Annotated in this window: 17 protein-coding genes and 2 tRNA genes; 9 read left to right on the forward strand and 10 right to left on the reverse strand. The window is 36.9% G+C overall.

Annotated elements, in window-relative coordinates; genetic code table 11:
* Positions 1-86: 86 nt before the first annotated feature.
* Positions 87-638 carry a sugar O-acetyltransferase gene (locus ACSVH7_RS09840; RefSeq protein ID WP_438066522.1) on the reverse strand — a complete coding sequence of 184 codons (552 nt, stop codon included), beginning with the start codon at positions 636-638 and terminating at the stop codon, positions 87-89.
* Positions 639-679: 41 nt separating this feature from the next.
* The gene (locus ACSVH7_RS09845) at positions 680-2311 is read right to left on the reverse strand and encodes a hypothetical protein (protein WP_438066523.1); all 1632 of its coding nucleotides are present in this window, start codon (positions 2309-2311) and stop codon (positions 680-682) included.
* 145 nt (positions 2312-2456) lie between these two features.
* On the opposite strand from ACSVH7_RS09845, the gene fabD reads away from it, so the two are divergent.
* Both fabD and ACSVH7_RS09855 read left to right on the forward strand, forming a co-directional pair.
* On the forward strand, positions 2457-3329 hold the full coding sequence (gene fabD / locus ACSVH7_RS09850) for an ACP S-malonyltransferase (protein ID WP_438066524.1): 873 nt from the start codon (positions 2457-2459) through the stop codon (positions 3327-3329).
* A 113-nt stretch (positions 3330-3442) separates the two neighbouring features.
* On the forward strand, positions 3443-3694 hold the full coding sequence (locus tag ACSVH7_RS09855) for a hypothetical protein (protein WP_438066525.1): 252 nt from the start codon (positions 3443-3445) through the stop codon (positions 3692-3694).
* A gap of 39 nt (positions 3695-3733) precedes the next feature.
* Here ACSVH7_RS09855 and ACSVH7_RS09860 read toward each other — a convergent pair whose 3' ends face one another.
* From ACSVH7_RS09860 to ACSVH7_RS09875, 4 genes are all read right to left on the reverse strand, one after another.
* Positions 3734-4051, reverse strand: coding sequence for a hypothetical protein (locus tag ACSVH7_RS09860; RefSeq protein WP_438066526.1), 318 nt, complete (start codon positions 4049-4051; stop codon positions 3734-3736).
* Entirely contained in the window at positions 4039-4236 is a 198-nt protein-coding gene (locus ACSVH7_RS09865; RefSeq protein WP_438066527.1) for a hypothetical protein, read from the reverse strand. Before ACSVH7_RS09865 ends, ACSVH7_RS09860 begins: the two co-directional genes overlap by 13 nt.
* A 119-nt stretch (positions 4237-4355) precedes the next feature.
* A complete protein-coding gene (gene galE / locus ACSVH7_RS09870; protein WP_438066528.1) occupies positions 4356-5369 on the reverse strand; it encodes a UDP-glucose 4-epimerase GalE in 1014 nt (337 codons plus the stop codon).
* 99 nt (positions 5370-5468) lie between these two features.
* Positions 5469-6599 carry a DegT/DnrJ/EryC1/StrS family aminotransferase gene (locus ACSVH7_RS09875; RefSeq protein WP_438066529.1) on the reverse strand — a complete coding sequence of 377 codons (1131 nt, stop codon included), beginning with the start codon at positions 6597-6599 and terminating at the stop codon, positions 5469-5471.
* A gap of 142 nt (positions 6600-6741) precedes the next feature.
* Here ACSVH7_RS09875 and ACSVH7_RS09880 point away from each other — a divergent pair, with 142 nt between their 5' ends.
* The 3 genes from ACSVH7_RS09880 to ACSVH7_RS09890 all read left to right on the forward strand — a co-directional run bounded on the left by ACSVH7_RS09880 (position 6742) and on the right by ACSVH7_RS09890 (position 10682).
* Positions 6742-7974, forward strand: a complete 1233-nt coding sequence (locus ACSVH7_RS09880; protein ID WP_438066530.1) for a 3-deoxy-D-manno-octulosonic acid transferase — start codon at positions 6742-6744, stop codon at positions 7972-7974.
* A gap of 163 nt (positions 7975-8137) precedes the next feature.
* Entirely contained in the window at positions 8138-10297 is a 2160-nt protein-coding gene (locus ACSVH7_RS09885; protein ID WP_438066531.1) for a S46 family peptidase, read from the forward strand.
* 163 nt (positions 10298-10460) lie between these two features.
* A complete protein-coding gene (locus ACSVH7_RS09890; protein ID WP_438066532.1) occupies positions 10461-10682 on the forward strand; it encodes a hypothetical protein in 222 nt (73 codons plus the stop codon).
* Between the two features lie 748 nt (positions 10683-11430).
* Here the strand turns inward: ACSVH7_RS09890 and ACSVH7_RS09895 are convergent.
* The 4 genes from ACSVH7_RS09895 to mutS form a co-directional block, all read right to left on the reverse strand.
* On the reverse strand, positions 11431-11778 hold the full coding sequence (locus ACSVH7_RS09895; protein WP_438066533.1) for a DUF1508 domain-containing protein: 348 nt from the start codon (positions 11776-11778) through the stop codon (positions 11431-11433).
* Between the two features lie 76 nt (positions 11779-11854).
* Positions 11855-11940 (reverse strand) — tRNA-Leu (locus ACSVH7_RS09900).
* 15 nt (positions 11941-11955) lie between these two features.
* Positions 11956-12028: transfer RNA gene (locus ACSVH7_RS09905), tRNA-Gly, on the reverse strand.
* 142 nt (positions 12029-12170) lie between these two features.
* Positions 12171-14777: a DNA mismatch repair protein MutS gene (gene mutS, locus ACSVH7_RS09910; RefSeq protein ID WP_438066534.1), complete on the reverse strand. Its 2607-nt coding sequence runs from the start codon at positions 14775-14777 to the stop codon at positions 12171-12173.
* 398 nt (positions 14778-15175) lie between these two features.
* Here mutS and ACSVH7_RS09915 point away from each other — a divergent pair, with 398 nt between their 5' ends.
* From ACSVH7_RS09915 to ACSVH7_RS09930, 4 genes are all read left to right on the forward strand, one after another.
* A complete protein-coding gene (locus ACSVH7_RS09915; RefSeq protein WP_438066535.1) occupies positions 15176-15616 on the forward strand; it encodes a DUF1573 domain-containing protein in 441 nt (146 codons plus the stop codon).
* Positions 15617-15681: 65 nt separating this feature from the next.
* Positions 15682-16212, forward strand: a complete 531-nt coding sequence (locus ACSVH7_RS09920; RefSeq protein WP_438066536.1) for an RNA methyltransferase — start codon at positions 15682-15684, stop codon at positions 16210-16212.
* Between the two features lie 373 nt (positions 16213-16585).
* On the forward strand, positions 16586-18691 hold the full coding sequence (locus tag ACSVH7_RS09925; RefSeq protein WP_438066537.1) for a T9SS type B sorting domain-containing protein: 2106 nt from the start codon (positions 16586-16588) through the stop codon (positions 18689-18691).
* Between the two features lie 124 nt (positions 18692-18815).
* Entirely contained in the window at positions 18816-21026 is a 2211-nt protein-coding gene (locus ACSVH7_RS09930; RefSeq protein ID WP_438066538.1) for a T9SS type B sorting domain-containing protein, read from the forward strand.
* Positions 21027-21174: the final 148 nt, after the last annotated feature.

Genomic DNA, 21174 nt, shown 5'->3' on the forward strand with positions numbered 1-21174 from the left:
TTGTTGCCGGGGTTCGGCCGCAAAGATACAGCGGATGACGGGACTTTGCCTATAAAAAACCCCCTTCTTTCTGCTCCTAAAAAGGATTACTGTAACTTTCGAATGACCCGCGCGGGATTGCCTACAGCCAGCGAATGCGCCGGAATATTCTTGGTCACCACTGAGCCTGCGCCAATCGTGCAACCGTCGCCAATGGTCACTCCTGGGCAAATCACGGTATTGCCGCCAATCCAGCAATCATCGCCAATGGTGACGGGTTTAGATACCTCGAAAGTGCGTCGCTCCACAATATTTAAGGGATGCGAAGCGGTGTAAATATGTACGCCTGGCCCAAAAAACACGTTGTTGCCAATGGTGATTTTCATCGTATCGAGCACCACACAATTGAGGTTGAAATACACATTCTCGCCCGAGTGAATGTTGTACCCATAATCGCAATGAAACGGCGGTTCTATATACAAACGCTTGTGCGCATTAGGCAACAATTGCTTGAAAAGCCCGCGTGTTTTGCCGTTTACGATATACTGGGCATTGATTTGTTGGAGCATTTTTTTGGCCCACAATCGCTCTTGCACCAACTGTTTGTCGTTGCTAAGATAGGATTCGCCAGCGAGCATTTTTTCTTTTTCAGAAGGCATTGTCTTTATGTTTTAGCTACAAAAATAAATAAAACGATGCTTTACTTCTTGCTCAACGTTAGATTTTGAAAGCTAGAAATATCTACTACTTTTTCAAGGTCTAAATCATAGGTGATTTTGATGGAATCTCCCACAACAGTTACTGGTAATTCACTCGAAATTTGTGAAGAACCCACATAAATAGTGGGTGATTTTCGCAGGGTGAAGTAATAAAAACTATTGCCGTTTTTGACGTCGTTTTGAATTCTTGTCACTACCGATTGAATGATTTTTTTATTGGCTACCGAATTGGGATTAATCTTATTATCGGCCATATTATACACATTTTTGTATGCCGTAAGGGTCTCACGCATCGTATTGCCTACGCCCACTATCGTATAGTCAGAAATGGCAACCATAGCAAACATTTTAACCAATCCACCCTTGTCTTTTAAAGTCATTACGTAGGTAGGAATGGAATTGATGTTATATGGAATTGGCATAGAAGCAGTATATTCTTTTTCTTGAACCTTACCTTGGGCTGAACTTTGTGCCGCAAATTCGGTAGCGCCACCTTGTTTGTAAAAAGTGGTTTTTTTGGTACGGGTATCAACCAACACAAAGCCTACGGCAGATTCGTCTTTACCAGTTGAGGTGATGCCTGTATACCAATAGGATTTATTGTCTTTTCCATACACCAGCGTCATCCCTTCGGTGATTTGTAATTTGTCTTCATTTGAAAAATTAAAATACCCGTGAATTAGCGTTCCCCAATCGTCTAATTGGTCTTCGATAAAATCTATAGGTTGAATGCGGTCTACCCATTTTGGAGTGTTCGCAATGGAATATTCTTGAATGGCTCCGTTTTGTGCATCGACTACCAAAACTCCAGTAGCATTATTTCCAGAGAAACCGATGGTTTTGTCATAGGTTGTAATCACCCAAAACGGCTTTCCTTCGTCGTTGATTTCAAAAGTAAAGTCGGTTAAGCCAATAGTTGAGTATCCGTTAAGATACGCGTGGCGATGAATTTCGGACTGAAAATAAGCAGACGGTTGGTATTTTATTTTTAAAGGTTTCCCGTCAATTTGTTGCACCAATTTTACATCACGCTCATTGGTAGCCGAAACCATAACATAACCCGCAGTTCCTTCGGAATTATTAATCCATTTAAAAAAACCAGAATGTAACAATGGAGCAACCCAATACAATTCGTTTTGTACTTTTTGAATACAAAAATGTCCCAACTCTACTTGACTTCCTAAAGCTGGTTGCGAGCCTAATATTTTTTCGCCTAATAAATAAGCTAATTCTTCATCAACTACTCGGATTTTGTCTATGGCAATAGGTGCGATATGTTGGGTGATTTTTTCGCCTTTATGCACTTTGCCAAGCAATTGTTGGTACGCCTCGCTTCTGAACATTTTTACCGTTGTAAATAAAGGGACAATGGCTACATAAAAAAGTAATACCAATATACTGTAATAAAATACCTTATGAGGTGCCTTCAAAACTGTTGTCTTGTGGGTTTTCGGGTCTACTTTTAATTTAATAAAAAACAAACTCACCACCCCAACTAACAATAATAGAAAGAATGGCAATTTGAAAAAGCCATAATTAAGTACCGGCAACCCGAAATACATCAAAAGGAATGCAATAAAAACTGTAAAAAATACTAAGATTACTTTTTTCATAATATGAAGATATTTCCATATTAGTCTGTTAATTTTTTAAACGTTACAACCAACAAAAAGAAAAGGCAGGAGTGTTTTTTTTTACATTCCATAAAAATAGTACTTTTGCGGCTACTAAAATTATTTACGACATAAACATACTATTATGAAAGCATACGTTTTTCCAGGTCAAGGCGCACAGTTCACAGGAATGGGCAAAGACTTATACGAGAACTCTCCATTAGCCAAAGAATTATTCGAAAAAGCCAACGAAATTTTAGGTTTCCGCATCACCGATATTATGTTTGAAGGCACTGCAGAACAACTAAAAGAAACCAAAGTAACACAACCTGCGGTATTTTTGCACTCAGTTATTTTGGCCAAAACTTTAGAAAATTTCGCACCTGAAATGGTCGCTGGACACTCTTTGGGTGAATTCTCTGCCTTGGTAGCCAATGGCGCTTTGTCTTTTGAAGACGGATTGAAATTAGTTTCGCAAAGAGCTTTGGCAATGCAAAAAGCCTGCGAAATTACCCCTTCGACAATGGCTGCTGTTTTGAACCTAGACGACAAAATAGTAGAAGACATTTGCGCTTCGATTGATGGTGTTGTGGTTGCGGCAAACTATAACTGTCCTGGTCAATTGGTGATTTCTGGGGAATACAAAGCTGTAGAATTGGCTTGCGAAAGAATGAAAGAAGCAGGTGCCAAAAGAGCCTTGATTTTACCAGTTGGTGGTGCTTTTCACTCTCCAATGATGGAACCAGCTAGAGAAGAATTAGCAGCAGCTATCGAAGCGACAACTTTTGCTACTCCAATTTGTCCTGTGTACCAAAACGTAACAGCAAGTGCGGTTGCTGACCCTAACGAAATCAAGAAAAACTTAATCATTCAGTTGACTGCTCCAGTAAAATGGACACAATCCGTACAACAAATGATTGCAGACGGAGCAACACTATTTACCGAAGTAGGTCCAGGAAAAGTATTGACCGGACTGATTGGAAAAATCAATAAAGAAGCGGCTACTGCAAATGCTTAAAAATTTGAGATAGCAATTCTTATCAACAGCATCCTCATAAACGTAAAGTTTGTGGGGATTTTTTATTTATCTTTAGTTTTCAAAAAAATAACAACCCATAAAACCCATTGACTATGAGAAAAATAATTTTAGGATTGGCATTTTTAGCTGTAGTAACTGTTTCTTGCAAGGAAGAAACCAAAGAAAAAATGGATGACGCCAAAGAAGCTGTAGCTACAGAAGTAGAAGAAAAAATAGATACTGCCACCGTAAAAGTAGAAAAAGCAGTTGATACTTTACAGTCCAAAACAAGTAAAGTACTCGAAAAAGGTGCTGAAAAACTAGACAAAGCCGCTGATAAAATGAAAGAAGTTGCTAAAAAGTAATAAAAAAGCCGAATGCTTGGGATTCGGCTTTACTTTTATTTACAACTCGGTTGCTTCTTCACAATGATTATTGCTAATTCCGGTAATCAAAATAGCAGTTGCTTTCTTTTCGAAAAAAATGTACCAAGTAGTCCTTTTATTCGATTTGTAAAAAATATAATAGGTGCCTAAATGAGAAAGTGCTAAAGGTGTTTTTTTATGCGGAAAACTAGCTATTTCTGAAACTATAAAATCAACAATTTTATTTACATAAACCTGCGCATTCTCACTATAGCTAAAATATTCTTCTTCAAAAAGCACATATACTAATTGATCTAAATAATTCGAAACCTTATCAGAAAAAATTATTTTTTCCAAGGATAGGCTTTTATTCTTTTGAGCATCTCGGCTTTGAACTCTTCTGGAGTCAACCCATTAGCGAACTCGGTATCGAAATCAAATGTTGCTCGATCTATTCCTTTCGACTTCACCTGCGAAGATTCATAAACCACAGCTGGTTCTTCTACTTTGGGCAATTTTGAGGATATTTTTTTGGCATTCATTCCTTTATATTTTTACCTAACGAATTTACAAATAGTTCTTTAAAGAAAAAAACACCAAATTATCAATCGATACTTTGGTGCTTCTTACTGATTACTTTTTACTGATCACTGGATACTATCTATGATCGTATTTTTTGTTCCCATTTCCAGGCACTTGCCATTGCTTCATCGAGTGTTGACTCGGCTTTCCATCCCAAAACCGTATTGGCTTTGTGTGTATTGGCATAGGCTTCAGTAATATCTCCTTCTCTTCGAGGCATAATTTTATAGGGCAATTTTTGGCCACTTACTCGCTCATAACTCTGAATCACTTCGAGCACCGAACTTCCTGTGCCTGTTCCAAGATTAAAAGTTTCTACTTTGTCTGTATTTTTCTTTTCTAACAAACGTTCTAGCGCAACAACGTGGGCTTTAGCCAAATCCACTACGTGAATATAATCGCGAACCGCTGTACCATCAGGCGTTGGATAATCGTCTCCAAAAACCGATAATTCTTGGCGCAATCCAATACCCGTTTGTGTGATAAAAGGCACTAAATTTTGTGGCACACCAATAGGCAATTCTCCAATTGCGGCACTTGGATGTGCTCCAATAGGATTGAAATAACGCAATAAAATAGCATTGATAGACGATGCTTTTGCGGTATCTCTGATGATTTCTTCTCCAATTTTTTTGGTATTCCCGTAAGGTGACATCGGTTGTTGTACAGGAGCATCTTCGGTAATAGGCATTTTTTCGGCCTGACCATAAACGGTACAAGAGGAACTAAATATAAAAGAAGCCGCCTCTTTTTGCTGTAATTCTTGCAAAAGATACACTAAGGCTGCAATGTTATTCTCGTAATACAACAACGGATTCTCAACACTTTCTCCTACAGCTTTGGAAGCGGCAAAATGAATGACTCCAGTAATGTCTGAATATTCTTTAAAGAAGGCCTGCACGGATGTTTTGTCGCGCATGTCAATATTTTTGTAATGCGGTGCAATTCCTGAGATGCTTTCTATTCTTTTGAGAACATCGATAGAGGAATTGTACAAGTTATCGACGATTAGGACTTCGAATCCTTTGTTTTGCAATTCTACTACGGTGTGAGAACCGATGAAGCCTAAGCCTCCTGTAACTAATATTTTCATTAATGTTTGGTTATGGTTAGCCCTGATGGAAGCGGCATCCTTGCTTGGCGGGGTTCGCCAAGCAAGATACAGCGTACAGCAGGAAATAGCTCCTGAAAATTATTTTAAAAATTCTAAAACGCTGTCTGTAATAAATTTAATTTGCTCGTCATCAAGCTCAGTATGCATAGGTAAAGACAACACTTCTCGCACCAACTGATTCGTAACGGGAAAATCTTCTTCTTTGTAACGTGTATCCAAATAGGCTTTTTGAGCATGTAACGGAATTGGATAATAAATCGCACAAGGAATGCCTTTATCCAATAAATGCTGCATCAATCCATCTCGGTCTGCATCAATAATACGCAAAGTATATTGATGAAAAACATGACAATCGCAGCTATCGCAAATACTTGGCGCAATGATATTAGCATGACCTTGAAAAGCCAAGGTATATTTGCGAGCGGCATCTTGACGCGCTTTATTGTATTGATCTAACAAGGGTAATTTGGCATTCAAAACTGCTGCTTGAATACTATCCAAACGCGAATTTACCCCCACTACATCGTGATGGTATCTTTCGTACATTCCGTGGTTTACAATACCGCGAAGGGTGTGTGCTAAAGCGTCATCGTTCGTAAAAATAGCGCCACCATCGCCATAACATCCTAAGTTTTTAGAAGGAAAAAACGAAGTCGCACCTACATGACCAATCGTTCCAGCTTTCTTTTTGGTACCATCTGAAAATTTGCAATTGGCACCAATAGCCTGTGCATTATCTTCGATTACATATAAATTATGCTCATTAGCCAAAGCCATAATCGCTTCCATATTGGCTGCACGTCCAAACAAGTGTACGGGTACAATCGCTTTGGTTTTTGGAGTAATGGCTTTTTTGATTGCTTCTAGAGAAATGTTCATATTGTGCATGTCAACATCTACCAAAACTGGGGTAAGTTGTAATAATGCAATCACTTCTACCGTCGCTGCAAACGTAAAATCGGCAGTGATTACCTCATCTCCGGGCTTTAAACCTAATCCCATCATAGCAATTTGCAAAGCATCGGTACCATTGGCACAAGGAATGACGTGTTTTACGCCCAAATACGTTTCTAATTCTTTTTGAAAAGTATGCACTTCTGGCCCGTTGATATAAGTATTCGTATCTAAAACGTTTTGAATTGAAGTGTTTACAACGTCTTTTATTTTATCATATTGACTTTTTAAGTCAACCATTTGAATTTTTTTCATTGAAAATTAATTTAAGGTTTGAAAACAAATCAGGATTCACCTAATTCATTTTCTCAAAAAAGTGCAACAAAAATAGTCATTTAATGCCTTTGCACAACGAAAAAACCGCAAAGAAACTGTATTTTAGCCAAAATTTAACCCTATGTTTTTTTTATACAATTGCCTTGTTCTTATCGCGGGAGTACTCTTAAAAATCTTAGCTCTTTTTAGTTCAAAAATGGCTCTTTTTGTTAAGGGTCGAAAGGATGTTTTTAAGACTTTAGAAGAAAAAATTCAAGCCAGTGACAAAACCATCTGGTTTCACGCCGCATCCTTAGGCGAATATGAACAAGGGCTTCCTGTCATTGAAAAAATAAAAGAAAAATTCCCTTTTCATAAAATTATAGTTACCTTTTTTTCTCCTTCAGGTTACGAGGTGCGAAAGAACAATACTGTGGCTGATTGCACGGTTTATTTGCCATTGGATACTCAAAAAAATGCTAAACAATTCATTGAGTTAACCCATCCCGAACTGGTTTTCTTTATTAAATACGAATATTGGCCGAATTACTTAAACGAACTCAAAAAACGAAACATCAAAACCTATTTGATTTCTGGAATTTTGAGAGAAAATCAAGCCTTTTTTAAATGGTACGGTAGTTTTTACAGAAAAGCATTAGACGCTTTTGATTTCTTTTTTGTACAAAACGAATCTTCGAAACAACTCTTGCAAAGCCTTGGTCACCAAAATGTTTTGGTTTCTGGAGATACGCGTTTTGACCGTGTGAGTACCATTTTAGAAAAAGACAACACCCTTGATTTTATAGCCGAATTCAAGAACAACAAAACCACTGTTGTTATAGGCAGTTCTTGGCCAAAAGACGAAGAAATCATCACCCAATACATTAACGAATACAGCAATGAAAACGTAAAATTCATTATTGCTCCACATAACATCAAAGCAGAACAAATAGCAAAATTAAGAGAACAAATTACAAAACCAACGGTATTATTTTCTGAAAAAGAAAATCAATCCTTATCTGACCAACAAGTTTTTATCATTGACACCATTGGAATTTTAACCAAAATCTATAGCTATGCCGACATTGCTTATGTAGGCGGTGGCTTTGGAAATCCTGGCGTACATAATATCTTAGAACCCGCCACGTTTGGAATTCCTATCGTAATTGGGCCTAATTATTCTCATTTTGCAGAAGCAACTGCCTTAGTTAAACTTGAGGGATGCATTTCTATCAAAAACAAGGCAGAACTATCATTAATATTTAACGAATTGTTAAACAATACCCATATTCGAAAAGAAAAAGGCGAAATTTGTAGTGGCTTTGTGCAAAACAATAAAGGCGCAACCCAATCAATCGTAAATCACATTACATAATGTCTGTTTATGTTTTGAAAAAATGGTTATAGGTCATTTTTAAGAATCTTTAACGTGACTTTTTGTGCTAATAGCCAGGTGCCTCTTATGTTTCTATTTTAAGAATCGATTTAATAAAATCAGGATATAACTTATTTCAAAAACTCAATTTAAATCCATAACTATGAAATTTTTAAAACTACTCTTACTCCTTTTTGTGTTCCAAATTCACGCCCAACAAGGAGGCATGTGGATTCCTTCACTTTTGGAAGGAATGAACGAAAAGGAAATGAAAAGCTTAGGCATGAAAATGTCGGTCAAAGATATTTATGAAACCAACAAATCGAGTTTAAAAGATGCCGTTCCTCATTTTAACGGCGGTTGCACCTCAGAAGTAATTTCTCCCAAAGGACTCTTACTAACCAATCACCATTGTGGTTACGGTCAAATTCAATCGCACTCTAGCAACGAACACGATTATTTAGCCGATGGTTTTTGGGCATTCAAAATGGAAGATGAATTACCTAACAAAGATTTGGTCGTGACTTTTATTGTCAAAATAGAAGACGTAACCCAACAAGTCTTGGAAGGCGTAAATGCGCTATCGAATGAGGCCGAAAAGCAAAAGAAAATCCAAGAAAATATAAGCACTTTAAGCAATTCATTTCCTAAAGAAGCTTGGCAAGAAAACAAAATTCGCACCTTTTACGACGGTAATCAATACTTACTTTTTGTTACCGAAACCTTCCAAGACGTGCGTTTAGTTGGTGCACCACCTACGTCAATTGGTAAATTTGGATCCGATACAGACAATTGGGTTTGGCCACGTCATACTGGAGATTTTTCACTTTTCAGAATTTATGCTGACAAAAACAATCGTCCGGCAGCCTACTCCAAAGACAATGTTCCGTACACTCCAAAACATTTCTTACCAATTTCTTTAGACGGAATTGCGGAAGACGACTTCACCATGGTTTTTGGATATCCAGGAAAAACCAATGAATACTTACCCTCTGTTGCGATCAATCAAATTGCAAACGAATTGAATCCTGCCCGAATAGAAATCAGAGATCAAGCCCTAAAAGTTGCGGATGGTTTTATGAGAAAAGATAATGCGATCAAAATTCAATACGCTTCAAAATATGCTAGTACAGCTAATTATTGGAAAAAATGGCAAGGTGAAACTTTAGGAATCAAAAAATCGAATGCCATTGCGGTAAAGAAAGAAGCCGAAAAGAAGTTTCAAGAAAACGTAATCAAAGCCAACAAACAAAAAGAATACGGCACACTATTGAGTGACTTCGAAAAATACTACAATGAAATTGCACCTTATGCTTTGGCAAGAGACTATTTCAACGAAACTGTACTTAGAAACACCGAACTACTTTCTGTTGCGTTTAAATTCTACCAATTAGAACAAATGCTAAGCACTAAAGGAGAACAAGCATTTACCGACAGAAAAAACAATCTGTACAACGGTTTAGGAGATTTCTACAAAGACTTTAGTCCAATAGTTGACGAAAAAGTATTCGAACAACTCCTTGTTTTATACACCACTAAATCTCCAAAACAATTTCTACCTTCTTCTTTGAACAACATAGATGTACATCAACTTTCCAAAAACATCTATTCCAATTCTAAACTTACTTCTTATGTAGGCGCTAAAGAATTACTAACCGGTGACACCAAAACAATACTTAGCAAAATCAATCAAGATCCCGCTTTTGTTTTAGTAAAATCTATGGCTGATTCCTTCTTAAAAGAGGTAGCTCCTTCTTATGATGCTTTAAATTTAAAAATCACAGCGTTGCAACGCAACTACATGAAAGCACAATTAGAATTAAACACAAAAGAATCAAGAATATTCCCAGATGCTAATAGCACCCTAAGAGTTACTTATGGTAAAGTAAAAGGGTACGAACCTAGAGACGGAGTTTACTACAACCCTGTAACTTACTTGGATGGTGTCATGGAAAAATACATTCCTGGCGATTACGAATTTGATGTTTCTTCTAAATTAATTGAACTCATTAAAAACAAAGACTATGGCAATTATGCGGAAAAAGGAAAAATGCCAGTTTGTTTCATAGGTACCAATCACACCACAGGAGGAAATTCTGGAAGCCCAGCTTTAGATGCGTATGGTAATTTGATCGGCCTTAACTTTGATAGGGTTTGGGAAGGCACCATGAGTGATATATATTATGACCCAAGTCTTTGTCGCAACATTATGGTAGATATCCGCTACGTACTATTTGTAATCGATAAATATGCCAATGCCCAAAATTTAATTGAAGAACTACAATTAGTTCATCCCAAAAAAAATAAAAAAAATAAAAAATAACATTTCTAATTTGGGGACAGGAAATGGTTTGGCATACTAATTGATAAATAGTGCAATGTAGGCACGGGATATAATTCAAAAAAAAAACAAAAAAATATTTTGCGTATTAATTTTTTTATATCTTTGCCACGAATTAATAATTAACCTTTATAATAAAATTAAGATGAAAAAAGTATTTTTAAGTTTAGCTGCTGTTGCTGTATTAACTGTTGTATCTTGTAAAAAAGCTGACGCTGCTGCTGAAGGAGCTGAAGCTGTAGCTGATACTGCTGCTGTTGCTGTTGATTCTGCTGCTGCTCCAGCTGTTGATTCTGCTGCTACTGTTGTTGATTCTGCTGCTGCACCTGCTGCTGCTCCAGCTGCTGAAGCTCCAGCTGCTAAGTAATTTTTAAAATTACAGAAAAAATCAAGCCATCTATATGATGGCTTTTTTTTGTCCAAAAAACAAATAAAAACACAAGGAGACTTGGCTTTTATTTGTTTACACACAAACCAAACAAAAGAACCTTCCCCCTGATTAACCACAGATTTAAAGAAATAGATTCTATTTATAGCCCACCACTAACTTAACCGTAAAACTCACAAAGCACCACTTAATGAGCACAAAAAAACCAATGCCCTTTTACGCCCCTATAGCTTGAAAAACAAACTCAAAGCCTACAAAGTTTTCTAATTTAAAGTAAACCAAAACGAGTTAGATAAAATAGCACGATTAGCTATCGAATAGTAAACAAAATATTTTAACTTTCAAGAAAATTTGTTTTTGAAAATAGCATAAAATGCACTCATTTTTTTTTTAAATCATTAAGATAATTGAACATCTTAAACACAATAAATCTCAATCTTCTTAATAAACTTAATGGTTCATTTTTTTGTGATTATCTTTTGAAGAAAGCATTAATTACACCTCTACTAAGTAATTAGAATAAAATAGTGTCATACTTAATATTAATTCTCGCAAAGCCGCAAAGTCGCAAAGAAAACCCCGTGAATACTGCACCTTTGTGTCTTAGCAAGAATATTGATTGGTAAATTACTAGCGAAATAGTGTAAGTCGAAATCGGAATTAAATTCAACAATTTATATTGCCAACAACTTAGCTATACAAACAAAATCCAATAGAGCCGATAAAATCAATCCGGAAAAACAAAAGAATTTTCAGAAAAATCTAAAATCTCAGCTTTTGCGGCAAACGATTTTATTTCATTAATTCCTTTTATTAGTCGCAATTCTGTAGTGTATTTTCTGCTAGTAGCCAAATGTCGGTCACCTACTAAAAGCTTAAAAAAATACAATCCTTTAGTCGATTTTACCTTAACAAAAATAACAGACTCCATAGAGGCTTGCAACAAAGCAATATCTTCCTCACCTTCAAACTTTAAATCATAGCTCTGACTAGTGAAAATCACTTTTCCTTTACGTGAGGTAAATACGAACTTGTAAGTATCATTGAATCGTTTGCTTATCACAAAAGCCCCCATATTGTACAGTTAAAAATATAGTTATCAAAAAAAGTCCTTGCAAAAAAAAAAGCCCCTTCATAAGAAGAGGCTTTAGTACTCAGAGCGGGACTTGAACCCGCACGAACATTGCTGTTCACTGGATTTTAAGTCCAGCGTGTCTACCAATTTCACCATCCGAGCATTGTATGGTGTTAGAGCGAAAAACGGGGCTCGAACCCGCGACCTCGACCTTGGCAAGGTCGCGCTCTACCAACTGAGCTATTTTCGCATTTCAAATTCTTAAAGAACCGCAATACTTGTTTCGTATTGCGGTTGCAAATTTAGCACAAATATCGAATTATACAAACCTTTTTTAGAAAAAAATCACACTAAAAACATAACTTTTTGACAACCTAAACTTTATGTTCTAATTATTTTCGACTGAGCATTCGTTTTATCTCGTTCAGCTTCATTAAAGCCTCCATTGGCGTGATGGCATTGATATCTAATTGCAAAATTTCCTCTTTAATTTCTTCCAACAAGGGGTCATCTAGATTAAAAAAACTCATCTGCATCTCATCCTTTGCCGCTTTGATTCCATTTAAAGCATCTCCAGAATGCTCTTTTTCTAATTTCTTTAATATTTTCTGCGCTTTCAAGATCACCAACTGCGGCATTCCAGCCATTTTAGCTACGTGAATCCCAAAACTATGTGCGGAACCTCCTTTTACTAATTTTCGAATAAAAAGCACGGTATCTTTTAATTCTTTTACAGCGACATTATAATTTTGAATACGCTTCAATGAATCGCTCATTTCATTCAATTCGTGATAATGCGTAGCAAAAAGGGTTTTAGGTTGCGATGGATGCTCGTGTAAAAACTCAGCAATCGCCCATGCAATAGAAATTCCATCATAAGTACTCGTTCCTCGGCCAATTTCATCTAACAACACCAAACTTCTGTCTGAAATATTATTCAAAATAGAAGCCGTTTCGTTCATTTCGACCATAAAAGTAGACTCGCCCATCGAAATATTATCTGAAGCTCCTACTCGGGTAAAAATCTTATCTACAATTCCCATACGAACACTTTCTGCCGGAACGAAACTTCCCATTTGAGCCAAGAGCACAATCAAAGCCGTTTGTCTCAAAATAGCCGATTTTCCGGACATATTAGGCCCTGTAATCATAATCAATTGTTGTGTGTCTCTATCTAGAAAAACATCATTAGCAATATAAGGCACCCCTACAGGCAATTGCTTTTCAATTACTGGATGGCGTCCATTTTTTATCTCTAATTCAAAAGTTTTATCCAATTCAGGACAAACGTATTGGTTTTCGATGGCCAATTGTGTAAATGAACACAAACAATCCAACTGCGCTATTAAGTTGGCATTCATCTGAACGGGTTTGATGTAAGTGGCAATCCATTGCACCAATTGGTCGAAAATTTCCGTTTCAATTTTATGAATTTTTTCTTCAGCACCTAAAATTTTCGTTTCATATTCTTTTAATTCTTCCGTAATGTAGCGTTCGGCATTGACCAAAGTTTGTTTACGAATCCATTCAGCAGGCACTTTATCTTTATGTGTATTTCGAACTTCGATGTAATAGCCAAATACATTATTAAACGAAATTTTCAAAGACGAAATACCAGTTCGTTCTGATTCTCGTTTCTCAATCCCTTCTAGAAATTCTTTACCAGAAGTGGAGATGGCGCGTAACTCATCCAACTCTATATGAACTCCCGCAGCAATCGCATTTCCTTTAGCTATAGCCACTGGTGCGTCTTGATTCAACGTAGTTTTTATTTTTTCTCGCAACAAATCACAACTGTGTAAAGTATCGCCTATTACTTTTACGGCTTCTTGTGGACTTTGCAACGCTATGGATTTGATAGGAAGAATGGCATCTAAAGATTCTTTTAAATAAATCACTTCCCGCGGAGAAACTTTGCCTGCTGCAATTTTTGAAATCAAACGTTCCAAATCTGAGATTTGCTTGATTTGATATTGTATTTGCTTTAAAATTTCTTGATTTTCTTTCAAATAAGCTACTACTTGATGACGACCTTGAATTTTTACAGCATCTTTCAGAGGTAAGGCAAGCCAACGCTTTAACAATCGGCCTCCCATTGGAGATAATGTGCGATCAATAACATCCAACAATGTAACTGCATTCGGATTGTAACTATGATATAGCTCGAGATTGCGAATCGTAAACCGATCCATCCAGACATAAGCATCCTCTGCAATACGCTGAATTGCGGTGATGTGTTGTACTTTTTTGTGCTGTGTTTCAGACAAATAATACAATATCGCCCCAGAAGCAATAAGTCCTTCTTTTAATTCATCTACCCCAAAACCTTTTAGGGAAACCGTTTGAAAATGTTTGGTTAAAGTTTCAAGAGCATAATCTTCTTTATAAATCCAATCTTCAAGATAAAAAGAATGGTGCTCTTCTCCGAAAGCATCTTTAAAAGCATTCTTGCTGACCTTCGGCACCAAAACTTCACTGGGATTGAAATTTTGTAATAATTTATCGATATACTCAACGTTTCCTTGTGCGGTAAGAAATTCACCCGTGGAAACATCTAAAAATGAAATGCCAATATTTTTACTTCCAAAATATACCGAAGCCAAAAAATTATTGGTTTTGGACTGTAATACCTCGTCATTCATTGAAACCCCGGGAGTTACTAATTCAGTCACTCCACGTTTTACAATAGTTTTGGTCATTTTAGGATCCTCTAGCTGATCGCAAATGGCTACTCGAAGACCTGCTTTGACTAATTTAGGCAAATATGTATTAATAGAATGGTGCGGAAAACCCGCTAAAGCTGTTTCATTTTCAGATCCGGCGCCTCGCTTAGTTAATGTTATTCCTAATATTTTTGAAGCACGAATGGCATCATCTCCAAAAGTTTCATAAAAATCCCCTACTCTAAACAACAAACAAGCATCTGGATATTTCCGCTTGATCTCATTGTATTGTTTCATCAATGGCGTTTCTTTTACACCCTTATCTTTTGCTGCCAAATTAGTCGGTATTAAATTTTATAAATGTCAGCGAATTTATATATTTTAAAATGAAAAAGGAAGGATTCAAAAGTAAAAATCTATGCCGCACGAATTAGCAAATATTTCCGCAAGTCAAACCAATGATGTGTTTCAAAAAAATAAAAAAAGCCTCGAAAAACATGACAAAGCATCAATTTAGGATACTCTACTACTTCCACTCTTCTGAATTTCAAAAATATTCCTCTGGATTCCTACGAAGTCTATTAGACTAAACCTTACAACGTATCCGTGCCTTTTTTAAAATTCCACTCCTACTACATGGAGTAAAACTAAGAGGTTTAAAAAATTTTAAGGCACTTTTAAGTAAAGATTTGTAATTTTTATCTAGATTTGCTTTACTTAAAAAACAAATCATTATGAAAAAAATAGTTACTTTATTATTAGTTTTGGGATTGGGAATCACCTCAGCGACAGCGCAAGAGACCTCAAAAAAAGCAAAAAAAGCAAAAACAACTGTAGCAAAAGTGGAAGGCGCAGGGATGGTTTTTGTAAATGAAACCATAGATTATGGAACCATTGCCCGTAATGCTGATGGAAAACGAGAATTTGTTTTCACCAATAACGGAAACGCACCATTAATCATCACTAATGCACAAGGATCTTGTGGTTGTACTGTACCAAGCAGTCCGAAAGAACCCATTTTACCTGGAGCAAAAGGCGTAATTGGTGTAAAATATGCTACTGACAGAGTAGGTGCTTTCACCAAAACCGTAACAATTACCTCAAATGCTGCTGGTCAACCTACAAAAGTTTTAACTATAAAAGGAACCGTTCTAGCGGATGAAGCAAAAAGTTAGTACACAAAAAATATAGCAAAAAAGCTTCCTAGATAAGGAAGCTTTTTTTTTAAAACCCCATCACTATGAGAAAACTTGAAAACAATGAGCTCGACAGAAAATCCATCGAAGGATTTAAACAATCTCAAAAAACACCGCTAATTTTAGTGCTAGACGACGTTAGAAGTTTGCATAATATTGGTTCCGTATTTCGAACGGCGGATGCTTTTTTGATTGAAAAAATAATTCTTTGTGGTATCACAGCCACTCCTCCCAACAAAGAAATTCACAAAACTGCATTGGGTGCAACAGAAACAGTTGCCTGGGAACATTATGACACTGTTCAGGATGCAATTATTTCCCTCAAAAACAACAATATCATTACTTTGGCCATTGAACAAGTAGAAAACGCCTTTATGCTTCAAGATTTCAGAGTAGATAAAACCAAAAAATATGCTTTGATTTTTGGCAATGAAGTGCATGGCGTCGCACAAGAAGCCGTAGCGCTTTGTGATGGATGTATCGAAATTCCGCAATTAGGCACCAAACATTCCTTAAATATATCGGTGAGTGCTGGTATTGTCGTTTGGGATCTATTTAAGCAATTTAACTATTAAAAATTTTGAAAAAAAATTTTGAACCCAATTCCTTTATTTAAACTACCTTAGATCAAGAAGTTAAAAATGTGATTTTTCTTGTTGTAATTGGTTTTATAAAAATCGTGTTTAAAGGCCCATTTATTTTCTTATTGCCTATTTTAGCTTCAACATTGTAACTTTATTATACCGTAACGCTACTATTCCATTAAAAAATGCCTTTTCCTGAAAAATTATTTAACAATCATCTAGAGATTTTGTCCAAATAATTAAAAAAAACGCAAAAGTACACCAAGGGAAACTCTCAAGTCACCTTAATTTTGATACGTTGTGGGTAAATCGAAAAGAATGAGACAGAATAGGTATTCTGAAGAATAAACGATATTTTTATAAAATGAAAGTTAGCTTCCTCAATTCAATATTTTTTTGCTTTGCAGTATTCTCTACTAATTTAGCATCAGCAATCGATCCTCCAAAAATAACTGCTACCGGAAATCAGGCGTATTGCCCGGGATCCTCCATAAAAATAATTGAGACGATAACGATTAGTTATGATCCCTCTGAAACAGCGGCCGAAGCCATGTATGTTCAAATATCTACAGGGTACACCCCCTTTGACCTACTGTCTCTTGACAATCCTACTTTACATCCAACCATAAAAAAAGATTGGGATCCATCGACGGGAAAATTGAAATTATATAGTTCATCAGGAATTAAAGTTAGCTACAATGACTTTATAGCAGCTTTAAAAGATGTTTCTTTTTCTAATTCATCTCCAACTCCATCAGGTTCAAGAACTTTTTCTATAACACTTGGCCAAGCTAATTATCTCCCCTCCACTGGTCATTATTATCAGTTTATTTCTGGAATAGGTATTTCTTGGACAGCTGCAAAAATGCAAGCTGAGTTGCAAACTTATTATGGTTTAAAAGGCTATTTGGCCACTCTTTTATCCTTAGAAGAAACCAAGCTTTGCGGTGAACAATCCAATGGTGCCGGTTGGATTGGAGGAACTGATGAAAAAGTAGAAGGACAGTGGCGATGGGCAACAGGTCCCGAAGGACTAGCCAATGCAGGAGAAGGTCTTATTTTCTGGAATGGAAACGCCAACGGTTCTACCCCAAATTTTGCTTATTGGAACAACAATGAACCCAATCAAATGGGAAATGAAGATTATGCCCACATAACTGCACCTGGAGTAGGGATTGCCGGTTCGTGGAATGATTTGTCACTTATGGGTGACGTTAGTGGAAATTACCAACCTAAAGGCTATATTATAGAATTTGGTGGCATGCCAGGTGATCCTGTTTTACAACTTTCTGCAAGTACTTCCATTACTATTCCTGCTATTCTTAGCACAACTCCTGCTTCAAAATGCGATTCCGGCCTTTTAACCTTACAAGCTACCGCCTCTATCGGAACCATTAATTGGTACGATCAAAACTCGGGCGGGAATTTAGTTGGCAATGGCTCAAGTTTTACGACTCCATTTTTAAACACTACTACTACTTATTTTGTATCGACAACTGCGGGAGGATGCACTACTAACAGAACAGCTGTTGTTGCAACAATCAATCCAACTCCAACCATAACAACAACTAATACACCGGTAAGCCATTGCGGTCCGGCTGTAGTAACACTTACAGCAACGCCTTCTTCGGGAACTATTAATTGGTACGCTGACGCTACGAGTACCACTAAATTAGGAACAGGAACAAGCTTTGTTACGCCTTTTTTGAATGCGAACACCACTTTCTATGCCGAAGCAGTCAATGCGAATTGCAGCATTGGGACTAGAGTTCCTGTAGCAGTACAGATTTATCCGCTTCCAGTAGTTACCGATGAAGAAAAAATCATGTGTCAATCCAATCCTGTAACTCTTGATGCTGGCCTTAGTGGCATGTCCTATTTATGGTCAACTGGAGCCACAACCCCAACAATTCAGGTAACTGATATTGGCAACTACTATGTAACTATAACCAGCCCTGCACCCGAGAATTGCACTAGTACAAAAAACGTAACAGTCATACGGCAAATCGTTCCTGAGATAAAAAAAATCATTGTTAATGAAACCACTGTAACAATTGCTCTAACGAATACCGCCCCCTATTTTGAATATTCACTTGACAACATTAGGTATCAAAATTCTACTATTTTCACAGAGGTTCCCGCTGGAATTCAGACGGCTTATGTAAGAGACACAAGCTTTTGCAACTGGGATCAAGAGCAATTTATAGTAATGAATCCTCCCAAATTCTTCACACCAAACAATGATGGTTTTAATGATGTGTGGTATGTGAAAGATTTTGAAACTTTCCCAAAAAGCCGCATCACTATTTTTGATCAATACGGAAAAGTACTGATTGAATTATCTCCTACAAAATTATCATGGGACGGCACCTATAATCAAAAACCTTTGCCTTCTTCAGATTATTGGTATGTAGTAAAACTAGATGATTCAGGGGTGGAAAAAAGAGGGCATTTTTCTTTGAAAAGATAGTTATAACCTCTCTTTTTTTGCTTCATTCATCTTTTCTTTTTTTTAAATGTGAATACCCTGTTTATTTTCAATATTTTAGCTGTATTGTCGCTTTTTTTTCTAATTTTATTAAAATTAAAAAGATATGACCTCCATTACTATTAAAATATTTTTGCTTTATTTTATGGTAATTTCTTGTCAGGCGTTTGCATTACCCTTCACTACTTCGCGCCCCGAAAAAGACACTTTATTCAGTGGTCGTTCAACCTTTATTACTTCACCCCAATTATCGGCAGTTGGCGATCAGATATACTGCCCCCAAACTAGCCTTCCAATTGTAACAGCATTTACCATAAACGATGCCAGCGACACTGCTACAGAAGCCATTTACATTCAAATCACAGCAGGATTTCATAAAGATCAAGACTTAATAACTCTTACCGGAAATCATCCAACCGTAATTGCGAAATGGAATCCTGAATTAGGAATATTGAAAATTAGTGCCCCAATCAATGGAAATAGAACCCCATATACCGAGTTAATTGCAGCTGTAAAAGCAGTAGTTTATTCAAATTCTTCCAACAAGCCTTCTGGAAACAGAGTTTTTTCCATTAGCACTGAACCGATGGCTTATCTTCCCTTGAATGGTCATTTTTATGAATTCATCAAGGCTCCAGGGATCACATGGGGAGATGCTAGAATTGCTGCCGAAACTAAAAATTATTTTGGGATAAAAGGCTATTTGGCTACTATTTTAAATGCCGAAGAACAGCAATTGGTTGGAGAACAATTAGAGGGAAATGGATGGATTGGAGGTGCCGATTTCCAAAGAGAAGGAGAATGGAGATGGATCACCGGGCCCGAAGCAGGGACTTTATTTTGGAGCAATCTAGAGGTAGGTCCCGATGGCTCCAGAAAACCAAACATTTTTGGGCAAGGCTACACTCCTAATTTCATGTATTGGAATCGCAAAAATGGAACGAATAATGAACCTGATAACGGAAGTGGCTTTGAAAATTTTGCCCATATTATTGACAACGACCCCACTTTGGGCATCAAAGGCTCTTGGACAGATTTGACTTATGAAGGAACCACGAATGGCCCAATGAAATCAAGAGGTTTCGTTGTAGAGTATGGAGGTACTACAGGAGATCCGTTACCGTCATTTGTTACAAGTGTAAAAATTACAATCCCTCAAATCGAGACAACTAAAGCAACATATCTGTGTGGAGGTGGGAGTTTGACTTTAGAAGCCACTTCAAATTTGGGTACCGTGTATTGGTACGATTCTGAAACTGGAGGCAGCGAAATTGCAATAGGAAATTCTTTTACAACGCCATTGCTGAACGCTTCCAAAACCTATTATGTTACTCCTGTTGTACCTACTTGCCTTTCACCCGCGCGAACCGCAATCACCGCTACAATTTACCCTATTCCGATAATCACCACCTCTAAAACCACCTTTTCAATTTGTGGCCCAGGCGAAATCACGATGACTGTCGCCACAAGTGGTGGTGAAACCTATTGGTATGAAAGTCCAACAGATAATCGTTTGATAGGCATAGGTACAAGCTTGTCAAGATTAGTGGATACCAACAAAACTTTTTATGTAGAAGCCGTTTTAAACACTTGTACTAATGGCTCTAGAATACCCATTTATGCGGTTGTTTATGATTTACCCCCTACTACTGATGTTGAAATCCCGCTTTGTAAATCGAGTAAAGTCTTACTTGATGCAGTCATTGAGAACAGCACTTATCTCTGGTCTACAGGCGAAACTACAAAAACAATTGCGGTAGACAAAGAGGGCGTTTATACGGTAACCATTACCTTGCCTCCTCCAAAAAACTGTATCCTGGAGAGCACCTTAACCGTTACTAATCATCCGAATGCAATTATTAAAAATATTGAAATTGATGAAGATAAAAATGTAACCATTGAATTAGTACACCCAAAATCTTATTATGAATTTTCACTTGACAACAGCAATTATCAAGACGCAGCTGTTTTTCAAAATGTTGCAGCAGGAATACAAACTGTGTATGTAAGAGAAAAAAATTCTTGTAACCCACCAATTAAAGAAAATTTTATCGTGATTCATTTTCCGAAATTTTTCACTCCTAATGCTGACAATTATAATGATGTACTTAAAATTAAGGGTTTGGAATTCTATCCCTTAGCTACAATTACCATTTTTGATCGAATGGGCAAATTTATTCATCAATTAGATTACCAAAACGCGACTTGGGATGGCACTTTTAATGGCGTAAATTTGCCGGCCACAGATTATTGGTATGTATTGAAACTAGATGATTCTGGGGTGGTAAAAAGAGGGCATTTTTCGTTGAAAAGGTAACTATTTATTATTCTTTTAGGTCGAAGCGAAATGATAGCTTTTTAGCCCCGATCGCAGTGGTATCCTCTGGACTCGCGAACGAGCGAGGACAGAGATATAGCGGAGAGCGGGAAACCATGTTAGCCTAAAAAGCACTTTTGATTCGCTC

The organism is Flavobacterium sp. TSSA_36 (assembly GCF_051547165.1).
Classification (GTDB): domain Bacteria; phylum Bacteroidota; class Bacteroidia; order Flavobacteriales; family Flavobacteriaceae; genus Flavobacterium.

Excerpts from the sequence above, each read along its gene's own strand:
- fabD (WP_438066524.1), top strand. The coding sequence starts at position 2,457 with ATGAAAGCATACGTTTTTCCAGGTCAAGGCGCACAGTTCACAGGAATG.
- ACSVH7_RS09890 (WP_438066532.1), top strand. The coding sequence starts at position 10,461 with ATGAAAAAAGTATTTTTAAGTTTAGCTGCTGTTGCTGTATTAACTGTT.
- ACSVH7_RS09920 (WP_438066536.1), top strand. The coding sequence starts at position 15,682 with ATGAGAAAACTTGAAAACAATGAGCTCGACAGAAAATCCATCGAAGGA.
- ACSVH7_RS09865 (WP_438066527.1), bottom strand. The coding sequence starts at position 4,236 with ATGAATGCCAAAAAAATATCCTCAAAATTGCCCAAAGTAGAAGAACCA.
- ACSVH7_RS09845 (WP_438066523.1), bottom strand. The coding sequence starts at position 2,311 with ATGAAAAAAGTAATCTTAGTATTTTTTACAGTTTTTATTGCATTCCTT.
- ACSVH7_RS09885 (WP_438066531.1), top strand. The coding sequence starts at position 8,138 with ATGAAATTTTTAAAACTACTCTTACTCCTTTTTGTGTTCCAAATTCAC.
- ACSVH7_RS09840 (WP_438066522.1), bottom strand. The coding sequence starts at position 638 with ATGCCTTCTGAAAAAGAAAAAATGCTCGCTGGCGAATCCTATCTTAGC.
- ACSVH7_RS09925 (WP_438066537.1), top strand. The coding sequence starts at position 16,586 with ATGAAAGTTAGCTTCCTCAATTCAATATTTTTTTGCTTTGCAGTATTC.
- ACSVH7_RS09915 (WP_438066535.1), top strand. The coding sequence starts at position 15,176 with ATGAAAAAAATAGTTACTTTATTATTAGTTTTGGGATTGGGAATCACC.
- ACSVH7_RS09880 (WP_438066530.1), top strand. The coding sequence starts at position 6,742 with ATGTTTTTTTTATACAATTGCCTTGTTCTTATCGCGGGAGTACTCTTA.
- galE (WP_438066528.1), bottom strand. The coding sequence starts at position 5,369 with ATGAAAATATTAGTTACAGGAGGCTTAGGCTTCATCGGTTCTCACACC.
- ACSVH7_RS09875 (WP_438066529.1), bottom strand. The coding sequence starts at position 6,599 with ATGAAAAAAATTCAAATGGTTGACTTAAAAAGTCAATATGATAAAATA.
- ACSVH7_RS09895 (WP_438066533.1), bottom strand. The coding sequence starts at position 11,778 with ATGGGGGCTTTTGTGATAAGCAAACGATTCAATGATACTTACAAGTTC.
- ACSVH7_RS09930 (WP_438066538.1), top strand. The coding sequence starts at position 18,816 with ATGACCTCCATTACTATTAAAATATTTTTGCTTTATTTTATGGTAATT.
- ACSVH7_RS09855 (WP_438066525.1), top strand. The coding sequence starts at position 3,443 with ATGAGAAAAATAATTTTAGGATTGGCATTTTTAGCTGTAGTAACTGTT.